This is a genomic window from Paenarthrobacter nitroguajacolicus (genome assembly GCF_029952445.1).
Taxonomy (GTDB): domain Bacteria; phylum Actinomycetota; class Actinomycetes; order Actinomycetales; family Micrococcaceae; genus Arthrobacter; species Arthrobacter nitroguajacolicus_B.
Window position 1 is genome coordinate 20,870 of sequence record NZ_JAQPPK010000032.1, and the last position, 16,789, is coordinate 37,658.

General features: G+C 63.3%; 12 protein-coding genes. 2 read left to right on the forward strand and 10 right to left on the reverse strand.

Annotation, left to right across the window (positions count from 1 at the left end):
• Positions 1-46: 46 nt before the first annotated feature.
• The 8 genes from PJL15_RS19270 to PJL15_RS19305 all read right to left on the reverse strand — a co-directional run bounded on the left by PJL15_RS19270 (position 47) and on the right by PJL15_RS19305 (position 11,318).
• On the reverse strand, positions 47-1,984 hold the full coding sequence (locus PJL15_RS19270) for a DUF5107 domain-containing protein (protein ID WP_281452746.1): 1,938 nt from the start codon (positions 1,982-1,984) through the stop codon (positions 47-49).
• A gap of 65 nt (positions 1,985-2,049) precedes the next feature.
• Positions 2,050-2,817: a copper homeostasis protein CutC gene (locus PJL15_RS19275; RefSeq protein ID WP_281452747.1), complete on the reverse strand. Its 768-nt coding sequence runs from the start codon at positions 2,815-2,817 to the stop codon at positions 2,050-2,052.
• 25 nt (positions 2,818-2,842) lie between these two features.
• Positions 2,843-3,259 carry an acyl-CoA thioesterase gene (locus PJL15_RS19280; protein WP_281452766.1) on the reverse strand — a complete coding sequence of 139 codons (417 nt, stop codon included), beginning with the start codon at positions 3,257-3,259 and terminating at the stop codon, positions 2,843-2,845.
• A 56-nt stretch (positions 3,260-3,315) separates the two neighbouring features.
• Entirely contained in the window at positions 3,316-5,394 is a 2,079-nt protein-coding gene (locus tag PJL15_RS19285; RefSeq protein WP_281452748.1) for an ABC transporter ATP-binding protein, read from the reverse strand.
• Entirely contained in the window at positions 5,391-7,124 is a 1,734-nt protein-coding gene (locus PJL15_RS19290) for an ABC transporter ATP-binding protein (protein WP_281452749.1), read from the reverse strand. Before PJL15_RS19290 ends, PJL15_RS19285 begins: the two co-directional genes overlap by 4 nt.
• Positions 7,125-7,381: 257 nt before the next feature.
• On the reverse strand, positions 7,382-9,442 hold the full coding sequence (locus PJL15_RS19295) for an MDR family MFS transporter (protein ID WP_281452750.1): 2,061 nt from the start codon (positions 9,440-9,442) through the stop codon (positions 7,382-7,384).
• A 10-nt stretch (positions 9,443-9,452) separates the two neighbouring features.
• Positions 9,453-9,935 (reverse strand): MarR family winged helix-turn-helix transcriptional regulator, encoded by a 483-nt coding sequence (locus PJL15_RS19300; RefSeq protein ID WP_281452751.1) that lies wholly within the window; start codon positions 9,933-9,935, stop codon positions 9,453-9,455.
• Between the two features lie 477 nt (positions 9,936-10,412).
• The gene (locus PJL15_RS19305) at positions 10,413-11,318 is read right to left on the reverse strand and encodes a LysR family transcriptional regulator (protein WP_281452752.1); all 906 of its coding nucleotides are present in this window, start codon (positions 11,316-11,318) and stop codon (positions 10,413-10,415) included.
• A gap of 96 nt (positions 11,319-11,414) precedes the next feature.
• Here PJL15_RS19305 and PJL15_RS19310 point away from each other — a divergent pair, with 96 nt between their 5' ends.
• Positions 11,415-12,443, forward strand: coding sequence for an MBL fold metallo-hydrolase (locus PJL15_RS19310; RefSeq protein ID WP_281452753.1), 1,029 nt, complete (start codon positions 11,415-11,417; stop codon positions 12,441-12,443).
• Positions 12,444-12,472: 29 nt separating this feature from the next.
• Positions 12,473-13,801, forward strand: a complete 1,329-nt coding sequence (locus PJL15_RS19315; RefSeq protein ID WP_281452754.1) for an MFS transporter — start codon at positions 12,473-12,475, stop codon at positions 13,799-13,801.
• Positions 13,802-13,857: 56 nt separating this feature from the next.
• Here PJL15_RS19315 and PJL15_RS19320 read toward each other — a convergent pair whose 3' ends face one another.
• Together PJL15_RS19320 and speB are read right to left on the reverse strand one after the other, a co-directional pair.
• Positions 13,858-15,558, reverse strand: a complete 1,701-nt coding sequence (locus PJL15_RS19320; RefSeq protein ID WP_281452755.1) for a thiamine pyrophosphate-binding protein — start codon at positions 15,556-15,558, stop codon at positions 13,858-13,860.
• Positions 15,555-16,610: an agmatinase gene (gene speB / locus PJL15_RS19325; protein WP_281452756.1), complete on the reverse strand. Its 1,056-nt coding sequence runs from the start codon at positions 16,608-16,610 to the stop codon at positions 15,555-15,557. The genes PJL15_RS19320 and speB overlap by 4 nt, the downstream gene beginning before the upstream one ends.
• Positions 16,611-16,789 lie beyond the last annotated feature (179 nt).

Consider the following 16,789-nt stretch of genomic DNA (forward strand, 5'->3'; position numbering starts at 1 on the left):
CACGCTTTCAGAGAAAGCCCCCGATCTGCGGGAGGCCACACCGCTGCTAGTGCATCCCGAACTGGTACGCCGCGGGCACCGGCTCGCCGGGACACACCTCTTCCCAGAGCGCTGCGATCGCGTCCTCGCCCTCCCTCAGGTCCGGGATCTCGACGCCCTCGCGCAGTATTGCGGCTGCCTCGGCTCCATGCCCATCCCTGGCCAGTGCCAGCGCCCTGAGGAACCTCAAACGCCCGACGGCGGCGCCTTGGCTGGGTGCCGACTCCGCCAGGTCCAGCGCCATGACGGGATCACCATGCCGGATGCCCAACGTCACGGCTTCCAGGAGCAGGGCGGTGGCCGTCGAGTCGGCTTCAACACCGTTGCGCAGTTCGGCCAGGCCTTCTTCGTCTTCCCCAGCAGCCAGGAGGGCCAAGCCGAGCCCGCGATGGGCCAGGGCCTTGGTGCGTCTCCTGACACCCTTTGCCTCCAGGACCTTCAAATAATCTTCCTTCGCGCCCCCGAGGTCCTGGCGTGCGTGCTTCATGGTGGCCAGGTGGAAGGTGGCTTCGGGATTGTCCTGCGCCGCAAGCAACTCCTCCCAATCCAGTCCGGCGACGAAACCGGGCGCGCCGTCGAACGTTTTTCCCTTCAGCAGGCCAAGCCAGGGCTCCTGCTCCGCGGTAATGCTCTCGTTCACGAACGGAGTGCCGCTTTCGTCAATCCAGGGCAGGCCGGCCTTCAGCCGCCGGGCTCTCTCCACCACGCCCCAGCCGCTGCCGGGCAGGAGCATTTTCGACGGCGGGACGTCGGCGTCGATGACGGCCTGCGGCAGCATGTCCTCAAGTTCCTGGTGCGGCATCAATTCCTCGAGGTGCGCGCCCGCGTGGGCAATGGCGGCGTCCCAATCGCTCCCGTGCGACGTCCCGGGGTCCAGCTGCCCGTTGCCATACGCTTCCACCCACGCCCACTGAGCACCTGCCGGCATCGAAAGATGTTCGAACTGGGTTTGGGCGAGCCCCGCCTGGATCTCGGCGTACGGCCCCGCGCCCGGGCTCAGCCACTCCTGCCAACGTTTGCCGCCTTGGCCTTGGCCCCACACGAAGAGTTTCTTTCCGCGCAGGCGGGACGTCGAAAGCATTGCCAGCCCGTCGCCGTCGTCGTCTGCCGCCACAACCCAGCGCCGTTCCGAAGGGTGGATATCGAAGAAGTAGTCAGCCGCGTGCGGGTTGTTGACCAACCAGGTTCCGTCGTAGCCCTCGTGGTCGGTGGGCCGGACACGGGTGATGTCCGTGGCGTAGTCACTGCCGAAAGCTTCGTGGGCGGGCGCGATGACGCGTGTGCCGGCAGTCTCCGGGATCGCAGCGTTGCTCCACCAGTACATTGGGACGTCGTGGCGGTTGGGGTTCCGCAGCCTGATGGCGGCGAAAAGGACCTCCGAGTCCTCGGGAAGCCAGAGGTCGACCTGGAACACGACCTCCCGCAGCCGTTCGTACTCCCACATCCGCAAGATGTGCTTACCGCCCGGCGTGTGGACAATCGCTGAGTGCAGCGGATCGCAGCTGGTGGGCGAATGGCCGCGGGTGCCGATGTTCCATTCCAGCCCGCCCGCGAACCAGGCCTTCCGCAGCGCGATGTTGGCCAACTGGGGTGCGTTGTGGGTGTGCAGGAGTTGTTTGCCGGTGACCTTGTGGAACAGCTCCCATACGCGGCCACCCAGCGACGGGAGGACAGTGACCTTGAGCTTGGAGTTTTCAAGCACGACGGCGGGAACTTCCTTGGGTGCCGCGTCGCGGCTGTAGCCGTCCTGCATCAGATACGGGTAGACGTTGGGCACCACCCCGTAGCGGGCCGAGGCCTGGAGCTCCTCGGGCACGCCTTCGCCCACGGTGTAGGGCTGGTCGAGTTCGGCAGCCACCACGGGCAAGGGGTTCAGCGGGCCGAGGTCAGCCATGGTGAGGGCGATGGTGGTCACTGTCAGGGTTGAAGTTGATGCTTGTGCCACGCCATTTCCGATCGTGAGGAGGCTGCCAGTGTCCGGCGCCCGTCACCGGGCGGTGAAACCGTGAATCAATGGGGGTCGTCGCCAAGGTTCAGCGCGTTGATTTTTGCCTTGGCCGCCCGGACAATTTCCCGGTCAGTGACGGTATAAGCCGAGGGATCGCTGCCGTCCTGGGTACCCAGGGGAATCGTCCCCTCCCTGAGCGTGGAGACTGTCCTCTTGGCCGAAAGGTGGACGGCGGACAAGCCAGCTGCGTGCATTTCCGGGATGTCCTCCAGCGAAAGTCCCCCGCCGGCCATGATCTCCATGGCACCTCCGGCACGTTCCACCATGGTGGCCAGCGTCGCAAGGCCTGTTCCCGCCGTAGCTGCATGTCCGGAGGTGAGGACCCTGGTGAAACCCAGTTCCATGAGCTGGTCCAACGCAGCCAGAGGGTCTTCGGACTGGTCTATTGCCCGGTGGAAGGTCACTTGCGCGCCGGGCTTGGCCTCCCTTGCCGCTTCCAACAAGCGCCGAACGGTACGAAGGTCCACCGACCCATCAGGCGCCAGTGCACCTATCACCACCCCGTCGGCGCCCTGATGCAGCAGATGCCTGATCTCATGGACCATGGTGTCGACGTCCGAGGCCGAGTACAGGAAGTCGCCGGGCCTGGAGCGGATCAGTGGATGGATTTCCAAGCGACCATCCACGTGCTCCATGCTCGCCTCAAGAAGCCCCTGGCTGGGCGTTACGCCACCAAGCTCAAGGCTGCTGCAGAGTTCGACGCGATGGGCACCCTCAGCTGCGGCCACGCCTGCACCAACGGCGCTGACCACGGCGATTTCAAGTTTCATGGTGAAACTCTACGTTCCCGGAGCGTCACGCCTTATACCTTTCCAGCTTTTCCTTTTGCCCGGGAGTGAGCCTCAGGACCCGTCCGGTGGCCTCGGCGACGAAAGCCAGGTGGGTGGTGGCCTTGACGCAGTCTTCCCGGGTCACGGGATCCTTGATGACGTAGTGGAGATCGAAGCTGGCCCCCTTGATGGCGCCCACCCAGATCTCCACCACAGCTGGAATGTTGCGGTAGTCCAAAGTCCGGACATACCTGACCTTGTGTTCCACAACCAGGGTCATGGTGCCCTCCTCAACATCGTTGAAGAGCGCGGCAGGTGGTTCGACGCCGGGAAGCCCCGCACCGCGAGGCGGCCCGAAGGCTGCGATGCGGGCTTCCTCGAGAATGCGCACTATCTGGACATTGTTGATATGCCCGTAGGCATCCATGTCACCCCAGCGCATGGGCACCAGGACCTCAATGCGCCGGGGTTCGACAGTATCCTTCAGCAACTCCGTACTCAGCTGTGCACCGCCGTCGAGTCATCCACAGCGGCTTCTTCCTCCCCAGCGAACTGGGACATGTACAAGCGGTAGTACGCACCTTCAAGGGCGAGCAGCTGAGCGTGGTTGCCCTGCTCCACGATCTGGCCGTTCTCCATCACGAGGATGGTATCGGCGTCGCGGATGGTGGACAGGCGGTGGGCAATAACGAAGCTTGTCCGGTCCGTGCGGAGTGCTGCCATAGCCTTCTGCAACAACAGTTCCGTACGGGTGTCGACCGAGCTTGTGGCTTCGTCGAGGATCAACAAGGAGGGATCGGACACGAACGCGCGGGCGATGGTGATGAGCTGCTTCTCACCGGCGCTGACGTTGTTGCCTTCTTCATCGATGATCGTTTGGTAGCCGTCCGGCAGGGCACGGACGAAGCGGTCCACGTATGTGGCCTTGGCTGCTTCCATGATCTGCTCTTCCGTGGCGTCCAGCTTGCCGTACTTGATGTTGTCGTAGATGGTGCCGCCGAAGAGCCAGGCGTCCTGGAGCACCATGCCCACCTTGGACCGGAGTTCGGAACGGGTGAGGTCCTTGATGTCCACGCCGTCCAGGGTGATCCGGCCGGAATTGAGCTCGTAGAACCGCATCACCAGGTTCACCAGGGTGGTCTTGCCTGCACCGGTCGGACCCACAATAGCCACGGTGTGCCCAGGCTCTGCGCTGAAGGACAAGTCTTCAATCAGCGGCTTGTCCTCGACGTAGCTGAACGAGACGTGCTCGAACTCAACATGGCCGTCCGTCTTGGCAGGAAGGTGACGGGTACCGTTCTCTTCAATCTCTTCCTCGGCGTCCAGGAATTCGAAGACGCGCTCCGCGGAGGCAACACCGGACTGCAGCATGTTGGCCATGCCGGCGATCTGGCCCAGTGGTTGGGTGAACTCGCGCGAGTACTGGATGAACGCAGTGGCATCGCCCAGGCTCATGGAACCGGAGGCAACCCGCAGGCCGCCCACCACGGCGATCCCGACGTAGGACAGGTAGGACACGAAGTTCATGGCCGGGAAGATCACGCCTGAGACGAACTGTGCGCCGAAGGACGCTTTGTAGAGTTCCTCGTTCTTCTCGTCGAAACGCGTCAGCATGTCAGCGTCGCGGCCAAACACCTTCACGAGGTCGTGACCGGAGAACGATTCCTCAATCTGCCCGTTCAGGGCGCCTGTGTTCTTCCACTGTGCGGAGAACAGCTTCTGGCTGCGCGCACCGATGACACCGGCGACAACCCCCGAGAGCGGCAATGCGATCAACGCAATGAGCGCCAACTCCCAGGACACGATGAACATCATCACCGTGATGCCCAGGACCGTGAGAACGGAACTGACCAGTTGGGAGAAGGCCTGCTGGAGGCCCTGCTGGACGTTGTCGACGTCGTTGGTGACACGGGACAGGATGTCGCCGCGCTGCCGGGTGTCGAAGTAGTTCAACGGGAGCCTGTTGAGCTTGGCCTGGACGTCGTTGCGAAGTTTCTTGATGACCCGCATGACGATCCTGTTGAGCAACCAACCTTGTGCCCACAGGAAGATGTTCGCCACGAAGTACATCAGGAGCACTATGGAAATCAGGAACGTCAGCTTGGAGAAGTTGATCCCGTTGGTGAGCTCCATCTTGGAGACCATGTCGGCAAAGTTTCCCTGGCCCTGCTGGCGCATGAGTTCCACGAACTGTTCCTGCGATACACCCGGGGGAATCTGCTTGCCCATGACGCCGCCGAAAATAACGTCCATGGCGCTGCCCAAAACCTTGGGCGCAATCACGTTCAGGACAACGGAGACAATTACAAGGCCGATCACGATGAACACGCCGACGCGTTCAGGCTTCAGCAGGCCCATGAGCCGCTTGGCGGAAGGCCAGAATTCCTTTGCCTTTTTCGCAGGAACATCCCCGAACATGCCGCCGTCGGCTTCGGAAGGAACGTACTCTTCCTCAACGAAGTCGTCGTCGTCCAGTGCTTCGGTTGCAACCTCAGCCGCAGCGGCTGCCTTGGCATTCTTGGCGGCCTCTGCCTTGGCAGCCCAGCCACGCTTCTTTTGCTGGTTCTGCTCGCTCATGCCACTTCCTCCACGCTCAGCTGGGATTCGACGATTTCCTGGTACGTGGGTGACGTCTCCAGCAATTCGTCGTGGGTTCCCCGGTCAACAATGCGGCCGTTGTCCAGCACCAGGATCTCGTCTGCGTCCGCAATCGTAGAGACGCGCTGGGCCACGATAATGACCGTCGCATCCTTGGTCTTGCCCTTGAGGGCTTTTCGGAGCCTGGCGTCTGTTGCGACATCAAGCGCCGAGAAAGAATCGTCGAACAGGTACACGTTCGGCTTGGTCACCAAGGCCCTGGCGATGGAGAGCCTCTGGCGCTGTCCGCCGGAAACGTTGGTTCCGCCCTGGGCAATCCGCCGGTTGAGGCCGGAGGACTTCTCTTCCACGAAGCCCTTTGCCTGGGCAGTCTCCAAGGCCTCCCAGAGTTCCTCGTCCGTGGCATCGGGCTTGCCGAAGCGCAGGTTGTGCTCGATGGTGCCGGAGAACAAGTACGGCTTCTGGGGAACAGCCGAGACGCGGCTGGTGATTTCCGAGGAGTCCATTTCGGTGACCGGCACGCCGTCGAGCAGGACCTCACCCGAGGCGACGTCGTAAAGCCGCGGCAGCAGGGAGACCAGGGTGGTCTTGCCCGCACCGGTGGAACCAATGATGGCGAGGGTCTTTCCTGGCTCGGCGGTGAAGGAAATGTTGCTCAGCACCGGCGCCTCGGCACCCGGGTACTTGAAGGTCACGTCACGGAACTCCACGCGGCCCTTCTTCTCAGCGGGCACCACCGGCGAGGAAGGGTTGTGGATGGAAGGCTCAACGTCCAGGACCTCGCCAATACGGTCTGCACACACGGAGGCCCGCGGGATCATCATTGCCATGAACGTGCCCATCATGACGGCCATGAGGATTTGCAGGAGATACTGCAGGAATGCCGTCAGGGCCCCCACCTGCATGTCGCCCGAATCAACGCGCTGTCCACCGAACCAGAGCACGGCGGCCGTGGACAGGTGCAGGATCATGCCAATGGCAGGGAACATCAGGACAAAGAGGTTGCCGATCTTGACCGACACGGCAGTGAGGTCCTGGTTGGCGTCACCAAAACGCTTTGCCTCGTGGGGCTCGCGGACAAACGCGCGGACCACCCGGATGCCGATGATCTGCTCACGCAGCACTCCGTTAATGGCATCGATCTTGGTCTGCATGGAACGGAACAAAGGCATCAGGCGGACCACGAGGTAACCCACCACTGCCACCAGGACAGGAACGGACACCCATACAAGCCACGACAGGCTGAGGTCTTCGCGGAGAGCCATGATGATGCCACCGACGCACATGATGGGCGTGGAAACCATGAAGTTCAGGCCCATCAGCACAAGCATCTGTACCTGCTGGACATCGTTGGTGCCGCGGGTAATCAGGGTGGGGGCGCCAAAGCGGTTAACGTCCTGGGCGGAAAAGCTGCTGACTTGCCGGAACACGCTGCGGCGGAGGTCGCGGCCAATGGCCATGGCAACCCGCGCGCCGAAGTACACGGCAATGATGGCGGCAAGCACCTGTCCAAGGGCAACTGCGAGCATGAGCGCACCGGTTTGCCAGATGAAATCGGTGTCGCCGCGGGAAACTCCCTCATCGATGATTTTGGCGTTGAGGCTGGGAAGGTAGAGCGTGGCGATGGTGGACGCCAGCTGAAAAATCAGCACGGCCACAATCTGCGGCAAATACGGCTTGGAGTAGCGCCGTATAAGGGTGACAAGCATGCCCACGGTCCTTAGAAAGAGTGCGTTAATGTGATGTAAAGAAGTTTGGCAGCAGGGGCTGACAGTATTAGCCTCCCCACTCTACGAAATCCTTTGCCCCCGCGAAACAACTTCGGGAAAAGATCATCCCAGCGGAGTAGTTGCCGTGTTGAGGCTGCCTCCGGAGGAGCAGGTCCGCTGCGCAGCAGAGACAACACACCACAACAAAAGCGCCGGCTGGAATCCCAGCCGGCGCCCTTGATTACAATCCGCGTGTACTAGCCTGCGTGCTTGCCGTGGTCCGAACGTGCTTCGATGCCTTGGACAAGCAGCAACGCCATACGTTCCTGCTGCCGGCGTTCGCGCTTGAGTTGCTTGCGGAGAGCAGTCAATTCCTCCGCAGTAGCGGCCTGTTGTTGCGCGATGCTCTGCTGTTCGCGCAGGCGTGCCTGCAGTTCAACGTTGGCCCGGCTGAGCTGGAGCTGCTGTTCGGCCAGAACGTACTGGGTACGCGTCAGCTGTTCCTGCACTTCCTTCACGTCAGAAGCTGCGTGGGGCCGCTCCTGGGTCAGGATCCGTGCGAACTCAAGGTCAAGATCCGATCCCGGATCCTGCTTCGGAACCTGACGTTCCGCCCCGGACAGTGAGTGGTCGGCACCAAGGGGGCTGGCGCCGTCGGACGTCTTCACCCTGTCGTCGGTCTTAACTGCGTCCATGGACGCAGTGTCCAGTGACATGCCGGCTTCTCCCGAGGCTGTGGCCACGAGCTCCTTTTCCGGGGCTGCATCCAGTGTGCGGCGCAACGGGCGTTCCTTGATGAACAGGACGGCCAGGAGTGCCACCACGCTGATGATCGCTGAGATCAGGAAGATCTGGGCCGTTGCATCGCCGTAGGCTGCCCGCATGATGTCGGCGATGGGTGCGGGCATGTCCGCCAGGTCCATGCTGGCTCCGGAGCCGCCACCCTGGACAGGGATACCGGCCGCAGCCATTCCTTCAACAGCCAGGTCCTTCACATGATTGGACATGATGGCGCCAAGCACGGAAACACCGATCGCACCGCCCACTGAGCGGAAGAACGCCACGGAGGCACTCGCCGTTCCGATGTCCTTGGCCTGCACCGTGTTCTGCACTGCCAGCACCAGGTTCTGCATCAGCATGCCCAAGCCAAGGCCGAACACGCCGGTGTAGATGGCCACGATCCACAGCTCAGTGGTGTGGTCCATGGTCCCGGCGAAGGCGAGTCCACCAATGAGGAGGACCGAGCCGGCAATCAGGAACCGCTTCCACTTTCCAAAGCGGCTGATCAGGATACCCGAGGCCACCGAACCGATGAGGTTGCCGGCGATCATGGGCAGGGTCAGCAGGCCGGCCTCGGTAGGCGTGGCGCCACGGGCCACCTGGAAGTACTGGCCCAGGAAGGTGGAGGATCCGAACATCGCAATACCGACGGCGATCGAGGCCACGATGGCCAGTGCGGTGGTGCGCTCGGAAATGATCTTGAGCGGGATGATGGGCTGTGCCACCTTGGTTTCCACGAACACCAACAGCGCGAGCAGGGCCACGCCGCCGCCCACCATGAGGGCGGACTGCCAGGAGAACCAGTCGTAGTATTCAGGGTTGCCGGCGAAGGAAACCCAGATGAGGAGCAGGCTCACGCCGGAGGTCAGCAGGATGGAGCCGAGCCAGTCGATCTTTGCAGGGCGCTTGATGTGCTCGATCTTCAGGGTGATCTGCAGCAGGATGAGCGCTACGACGGCGAGCGGCACGCAAACGAAGAAGGTCCAGCGCCAGCCGAGGGGGCTGTCCACGATGAAACCACCGAGCAGCGGGCCGCCGGCTGTACCCACGGCCATGACGGCACCCATGTAACCGGAGTACTTTCCGCGGTCGCGCGGCGGAATCATGGAGCCGATGATGGCCTGCGCCAAGGCGGTGAGGCCACCCATGGCAACACCCTGGATGACGCGTGCGGTCAGCAGCAGCGGGATGGTTTCGGACAGGCCCGCCATGACCGAGCCGGCCACGAAGATGACGATGCTCAGCTGGACCAGGAGCTTCTTGTCGAAGAGGTCCGCGAGCTTGCCCCAGATGGGCGTGGTGGCAGCGTTGGCGAGCAGCGCCGCGGTGATGACCCACGCGAAGTCGGTTTGGGTGCCCTTGAGTTCGGACATGATGGTGGGCAGTGCGTTGGCGACGATCGTGCTGCTGAGGATTGCCGTGAAGAAGGCCGCGAGGAGCCCCGTGAGGGCTTCCATGATCTGTCGGTGGGTCATGGGCGCGGCAGCCTTCGCTGCGGCGCCCACCGCCTGCGGGTGTTGTACTGCTGGTGTAGCCATGCGTGGGCTCCTAAGCTGTTTGGTTTGTTGTGATGGAGCCGGCCGCCGTTGCCCGGATTGAGTCCTTGAGGGACTCTGTGAGTTTGTTGATGACCTGGGAGGCCTCGAGGGCGTCAGCCTCGCTCCAATCCGCCAGGTAATCCCGCAGTCTCACGCTGCGTTGTTCTTCGAATTCGTGCAGCTTCGCCGCGCCCCGTTCCGTCAGGGCCAGGAGTTGCGCCCTGCCGTCCGCGGGATCCGGCCGCCTGGTAACGAAGCCAAGGTCCTCCAGTTCCGCGATGTGGCGGCTTAGTACCGGAGCGCTCACGCCCAGGCGCGCAGCCAGGTGCGTGGCACGCGTCTCCCCCTCGCCGATGAACCGCATGACGCCCTGGACCGCCATTCCGACGTCGGGAACGCGGGCCATGTGGGCAGTGACCACGCAGCGCAGAGTCCGCTGGAGGTCAAAGATCTGATGCACAAGATCGGTTGCTGTGGCAGAACCGACAGACATGTAAAACACCCCTTTTTGTTTGCCTAAAGCAACTATAACCTAGATTGATTGCTTTGGGAAACTAAAGATGGTTGCCCGGGTTCTGGGAAGCTCCCGTGCCTCCCCTACTTTTCGCCGAGGGGTTAGGTCTCACCCCTTTGGGGGCACACCTAAGTGCCGAAAGCTCACCCCTCGACGCAAGGCCCTTCGTGTGGGTTTCGCCGAGGGGTTGGATCTCACCCCTTTGGGGGCACACCTAAGTGCCGAAAGCTCACCCCTCGACGCAAGGCCCTTCGTGTGGGTTTCGCCGAGGGGTTAGGTCTCACCCCTTTGGGGGCACACCTAAGTGCCGGAAGCTCACCCCTCGACGCAAGGCCCTTCGTGTGGTTTCGCCGAGGGGTTGGATCTCACCCCTTTGGGGGCACACCTAAGTGCCGTAAGCTCACCCCTCGACGCAAGTCACCTAAGTGCCGGAAGCTCACCCTTTGGGGCAAAGTCTCAAGCCTCCTGGCGGGTCAGCTCACGGGCCGCCGAGATGACTTCTTCCACCCGGCGCGGGCGGCTAACGCCGGGCGCAACAACGGCGACGAGTTCGTTCAACGGCAACTTGTCCTCGATCGGCACCAGGGCAACGCGCGCTCCCGTGTACAGGGACTCGATTCCCGGCCATACGTTCGTCACCGAATACGCCCGGCCGCTCGCCACGATGCCGCGGATGGTCTGCGCCACAACGCTCCGCCAGCGCACCTTTCGTTCGATGCCCGCCGAATGGAACATCGCGATGACACGCTCCGCGCTGGGCGGTACGTCGAACAGGACCACCTCTTCATGAGCGAGATCGGCGAACCGCAGGGAAGCGCGGTGGGCCAGCGGATGGTCCGCGGCCAGCATGAACTGCGGCCGCGATGCGGCCACCGTCAGGATTTCGACGCCGGGCACCGCCTGAAGTGAATAGATGAACGCAACATCCAACTCCCCCTCCCCCACGGCACGTTGCAACTCCTCCGCATTTCCTTCCACGAAATCAAGCTCCACCTCCGGCCACCGGGCAGCGAAGAGCCGGATCAATTCGGGGATCAGCCGGGGCGAGATCGCGATCATGCAGCCGATGACCACGCGGCCCCTCATGTCCTGGTGCGAGCCGCGAAGCGCACCCTGCAAGTCCGCGGCCTCGCGAAGAATCCTCCGCGCCCTCACGCCTAGTTCCACCCCGGCCGGCGTTGGTTCCACGCGCTTGGCACGTGTCCGGATCAACAGATCCAGGCCCAGGTTCTTTTCCAGTTGGGCGATGGCCATGGACGCGGCAGCCTGGGAAATATTGCTCTCGCTGGCCGCTTTGGTGAGCGAGCCGTGGTCCAGTACGGCCACGAAATACTCCAACTGCCGAAGCGTAAACTCACCCATCAGTTCTCCTTATGAACTTCTTAGAATTGATTGATTATACAAGTGACGTGGCGCGCACCACACTGGAGGAAAGCCCATTCAGTCAAAGGAGCATCCATGACGCCGACGTCATCCCTGAAGCCGCATATCGTTACGCTCGGAACGGCCGGTGGGCCACGATGGTGGGCCGCAGCCGATTCCGGCGAGCGCACCGGCATCGCCACCGCAGTGGTAGTGGGGGATGCTTTCTACCTGGTTGATTTCGGCCAGGGAGCCGGGCGCAGGCTCAGCCAGTCGGGTTTGGAACTCAAGGACCTAAGGGCCCTCTTCATCACCCACCTGCACTCCGACCACGTCTACGACCTCGCCGGACTGGGCATCTTCGGACTCTACGCACTGACGGACCGGACCGACTCACCGGTAAAAATCATTGGACCGGGCAACCGTGGCGAGCTGCCTGCGGTCTCGCCCCGCGCCGTCGTCGAACCCCAGCCGTTGGCGCCGGAAAATCCGACGCCGGGCACGCGCCAGATGTTCGAACAGCTCATGAAGGCCCACGCCACGGACCTCAACGACCGCATCCTGGACAGCCTCCGTCCCAGCCCGCTGGATATCTTCCACGCCGAAGACATCCGAATCCCTGCCGATAGCGGCTACCACCCCAACAACAACCCGACGCCGGACATGGAACCGTTCGAGGTTTACCGGGACGAACTGGTCACCGTCACTGCCATCCTGGTGGAGCACCCACCCGTGGCTCCCGCGTTTGCTTTCCGGTTCGACACCGCCGAAGGCTCCGTGACGATCTCCGGAGATACCGCCTACACACAGAACATGATCACCCTCGCCCAGGACACGGACCTCCTGCTGCACGAGGCCATCGACTTCGCCTGGGTCGAGTCGCTGTATGCGGACAAAACGGACGAGTCCAGCAGGGCTTCCCGCGACCACCACTACAAGTCCCACACCAGCGTCCGCGAGGCCGCGAAGCTCGCCGAAACCGCCGGCGCCGGCCACTTGGCCCTGCACCACCTGGTACCCGGCTCCGCTTCCGAATCCGTGTGGCAGGAAGCCGGCGAGCACTTCTCCGGGACGTTCACGGTCCCCAACGATCTCGACACCATCCCGTTCGCCCGTCAGCGCTGACGAGCCAGAACCCCAACCTGAGGAAGCACATGAGCTCAGCACCAACAGCCCCGGACACAGGCGCTGCCACCACCGCGGAAACGTCCATGAACTCCAAGGACATGCGCCGCATCCTCGCCTCCAGCTTCATTGGCAGCGCCATTGAGTACTACGACTTTGTCCTCTACGCCACGGCGGCAAGCCTGGTCTTCAACAAGGTCTTCTTCGCCAACCTCGGCCCTGGCTTCGATCTGTTCGCGTCCTTTGTCACGCTGGCCGTCGGGTACATCGCCCGGCCCGTTGGCGGACTGATCTTCGGGCACTTCGGCGACCGCTTGGGCCGCAAGAAAATGCTGGTCCTGTCCATGCTCATCATGGGACTTGGCACCACGGCGATCGGCTTGCTGCCCACCACTGCCCAGATTGGCATGGCAGCGCCGTTGGCACTGGTGGTTCTCCGGCTGGTCCAAGGCGTTGCGGTCGGTGGCGAGTGGGGTGGTGCCGCGCTCATGGCCATCGAGCACGCCCCCAAGAAACACCGCGGTTTCGCGGCCGCCTTCGCCAATGCCGGCGGTCCGGCCGGCGCCATCCTCGGCACGCTGGCCTTGTCCTTGTTCGCAGCCGTTTCCGGCAAGGACTTCCTGGTGTGGGGTTGGCGTGTGCCCTTCCTGCTCAGTGCGTTGCTCATCGTGGTCGGCATGGTGATTCGACTGAAGGTCGCCGAAACACCAGCCTTCCAGCGCCTTGAAGCCGCCGGTGAAAAGCGCCGTGTGCCATTGCTCGATGTCCTGAAGAACAACCCACGCGCCGTGGTCCTGGGCCTGTTGGCCACCACCTCGTTCTACGTTTGCCAGTCCATGACTACCGTGTGGGGCGTATCGGTGGCCGTCGAGAGCGGTGCAGACAAGAACGGCGTCCTTAACATCAAGGCGGTTGCCGCGCTGTTGACTTTGGTGATCTGCTTCTACTCCGCCCGCCTCAGCGACAGGATCGGCCGCCGTCGGGTCCTCATTGGGGCCTCCCTCCTGGGCGCCGTGTTGGTCTACCCGATCCTGCTGCTGATGAGCAACGGTGAATTGTGGGGCTTCGCGGCCGCGATCATCCTGGGCAACGGAGTGGTCCAGGGCTTCCTCTACGGCCCAATCGCCGCCTATGTTGCGGAGCAGTTCCCCACCCGGAACCGCTACACGGGAGCATCGCTGGCGTATCAAGGTGCATCGATGATCGGGGCCGGTTTCACGCCCATGATCGTGGCGGGGCTGAGCCTGGCTGCCGGTGGCGGAATCTGGCTGATAGCGGTCTTCTGGATTGCCGCCATGCTGGCCTCGGCCATTGCCGTGAAGGCCACGCCCGAAGGCACCCAGCGCGAACTCGACTGATCCCCTTAACGCAGGAAACCCCCGCACAGATGGCTGTGCGGGGGTTTCCTTGTGTCTTAGTCCAGGTGTGTCGGGCCGAACATCTTCAGCAGGGTTTCAACCACGACGACGTTGGGTCCGTCCGCTTCGAAGGACGCCTTGAGGGCGTCCCCCACTTCCTCCGGGGCAACCCGGCGGGCCGGGACGCCGAAGGACTCGGCCAGCTTGACGAAGTCCGGCCGGGCGAGCTCGGTGGCCGTGGCCTGGCCGAAAGCACCCACCATGTATTCGCGCAGGATGCCGTAACCTCCGTCGTCCACGATCAGCCAGGTGACCGGGACGTTGTGCTGCTTGGCGGTGGCCAGCTCCGAGATGGAGTACATCGACGAGCCGTCACCGGACACTGCCAACACCCGACTGGGTTTGCCCGTGGTTTCCAGGCCCACGGCCCCACCGATCGCGGCCGGGAAGCCATAACCCAGGCCACCCGCACCCTGGGCGGAGTGGAACTGGCCCTCGCGGGCGTCCCAGCAGCTCCAGCCCCAGTATGCGGAGATGGTCATGTCCCAGAACGTCTGCATGTCGGCCGGGACGGCCTCACGGATGTCCGACATGAACTTCAGTTCCTTGGCCAGGTCCTGTGACTCCAGGCGGGCCTTGACCTTGGCCAGGGATTCCTTGACCAGTTCCTCCGGCGTGGTGCCGTGCCAATCCCGCTTCGCAGCGTCCGCGGCCCCAGCAGCTGCGAGGGCCTCGTCCAGTGCGGCGAGGGCCTGGCCGGCGTCGGCACGGATGCCAAGTCCTGGCCTGTTGGACTCAAGAACCCGCGGTTCGGCGTCGATCTGGATGATCCGGCCGCGGGGTTCGAACGTGAAGTAGTTCGAGGTCACTTCGCCCAGGGACGAGCCAATGACGATCAGGACATCCGCATCCTCCAGGACATCGGTCATGTACCGGTCCTCGATCCACGACTGCAGTGACAGCTCATGGGTCCAGGGAAACGCACCGTTACCCCCGGGCGTGCAGATGACCGGGGCGCGCAGCTGCTCCGCGATCGAAAGCAGCGACTTCTCGGCCCGGCCACGGCGCGTACCGCCGCCTGCGATGATCGCCGGGCGTTCCGCCGTCGAAAGCCACTTCACGGCCTCGCGGATCAACTCGACGCGCGGCGGGTTGTCGAAAGCCTCGGCGAGGGCGTCCTCCACCGGGGGAACCATGATGGGATCCAGCAGGACGTTCTGCGGAATTTCGATCCAGACAGGACCCTGCGGGGAGGAAATCGCCTCCGTCCAAGCGTCCTGGATGGCTGAAGGGATGCCTGACGCGTGCTGGATCAGCCGCTGGCTCTTGGTGACGTTCGCGGCCGATGCCTTCTGGTCATCGAGCTGGTGCAGCATGCCCTTGCGGCGGGCGCCCAGGCCATCGAGCGGGATCTGGCTGGCCACAACCACCATGGGAACACCCGTGGCGTACGCCTCCTGCAGCCCGGCAAGGGACGTCAGCGCGCCGGGGCCGGTGGACAGGAACAGGACGCCCACCTCACCCGTGGCACGGGAGTAGCCGTCAGCGGCGAAGGCCGAGTTGTTCTCCACGCGCGAGGACACGAAGTGGAGGTTGCCGCGGCCCATGGCATCGAACAGGCCAAGCGCGTGCTGGCCAGGGATACCGAAAACGGTCTTCGCGCCAAGCGCTTCAAGGGTCTCGACGACGAGGTCCCCACCATTGCGCTGGTTGGTCCCCTTCGTGGGGGCTGCTGTGCCCGGGTCGAAATCGATCATGGCCGGTCTGCCTTCGCGAGCTCTTCAAGGCGGGCGCCGAGGGCCTGCTGGGCGTAACCGTTAGGGGCGCCGTGGCGGTCACCTTCCACGGCGTTATCCGCCATGAGGGTCACGAGTTCATAGGCAACGTGGCTGCCTGCCACACCGGTGATTTCGGCGTGGTCATAAGCCGGAGCGACCTCCACGATGTCCGCGCCTACGAGGTTCATGCCACGGAAACCGCGGATGATCTCCAGGAGCTCGCGGCTGGAGATGCCGCCGGCTTCCGGAGTGCCGGTACCGGGAGCGTGGGCCGGATCCAGGACATCGATGTCCACGGAGATGTACAGCGGACGGTTGCCGATGCGGTCGCGGATCTTGGCCACGGTCTCCAGGACGCCCTGGTAGTAGACGTCTGCGGAGGTGACGATTCCGAAGCCGAAGCGGTGGTCGTCGTCGAGGTCTTTCTTGCCGTACAGCGGACCACGGGTACCCACGTGGCTGATGGCCTCGGTGTCCAGGATGCCTTCTTCGACTGCCCTGCGGAACGGCGTACCGTGCGTGTACTCCGCGCCGAAGTAGGTGTCCCAGGTGTCCAGGTGGGCATCGAAGTGCAGCATGGCTACGGGTTCGCCGGCGCGCTCGGCCGCTGCGCGCAGGAGCGGGAGGGCGATGGTGTGGTCGCCGCCAAGGGTGACGAGCTTGCTGCCGTTTGCCGTCAGGTCCAGCGCGTTCTGCTGGATGGTCTCGATGGCCTCATTGATGTTGAACGGGTTCACTGCCATGTCGCCGGCGTCGGCAACCTGGATGTTCTCGAACGGGCTGACATCCCATGCCGGGTTGTACGGGCGCAGCAGACGGCTGGCCTCGCGCACATGGTTGGCACCGAAGCGGGCGCCGGGACGGTAGGAAACACCGGAATCGAAGGGGACGCCGACAACTGTGACGTCTGCCTTGGAGACCTGGTCCAGCCGGGGCAGGCGGGCGTAGGTGGCGGCACCGGCGTAGCGCGGGATACGGGATGAATCGATGGGGCCCAGGTTGCCGTTGGCCTCGATACGGAGCTCTTCCAAAGTACGCCACTCCTTGAGTGAATAGGGGATTGAATCCGGGGACTGTGACACCCATCATACACTCAAAGTTGTCTAATATGCATCACCTGTTTACAACTTCTCGACAGGGTGAGACGCCGATCACAGCGGGCGTAAAGATTCCATAAAAACCGGGGTACCGGCGTCGAACCCCGCCATAC

Coding starts and splice junctions, on each gene's coding strand:
- PJL15_RS19275 (WP_281452747.1), bottom strand. CDS start 2,817: ATGAAACTTGAAATCGCCGTGGTCAGCGCCGTTGGTGCAGGCGTGGCC.
- PJL15_RS19280 (WP_281452766.1), bottom strand. CDS start 3,259: ATGCGCTGGGGTGACATGGATGCCTACGGGCATATCAACAATGTCCAG.
- PJL15_RS19285 (WP_281452748.1), bottom strand. CDS start 5,394: ATGAGCGAGCAGAACCAGCAAAAGAAGCGTGGCTGGGCTGCCAAGGCA.
- PJL15_RS19290 (WP_281452749.1), bottom strand. CDS start 7,124: ATGCTTGTCACCCTTATACGGCGCTACTCCAAGCCGTATTTGCCGCAG.
- PJL15_RS19295 (WP_281452750.1), bottom strand. CDS start 9,442: ATGGCTACACCAGCAGTACAACACCCGCAGGCGGTGGGCGCCGCAGCG.
- PJL15_RS19300 (WP_281452751.1), bottom strand. CDS start 9,935: ATGTCTGTCGGTTCTGCCACAGCAACCGATCTTGTGCATCAGATCTTT.
- PJL15_RS19305 (WP_281452752.1), bottom strand. CDS start 11,318: ATGGGTGAGTTTACGCTTCGGCAGTTGGAGTATTTCGTGGCCGTACTG.
- PJL15_RS19310 (WP_281452753.1), top strand. CDS start 11,415: ATGACGCCGACGTCATCCCTGAAGCCGCATATCGTTACGCTCGGAACG.
- PJL15_RS19315 (WP_281452754.1), top strand. CDS start 12,473: ATGAGCTCAGCACCAACAGCCCCGGACACAGGCGCTGCCACCACCGCG.
- PJL15_RS19320 (WP_281452755.1), bottom strand. CDS start 15,558: ATGATCGATTTCGACCCGGGCACAGCAGCCCCCACGAAGGGGACCAAC.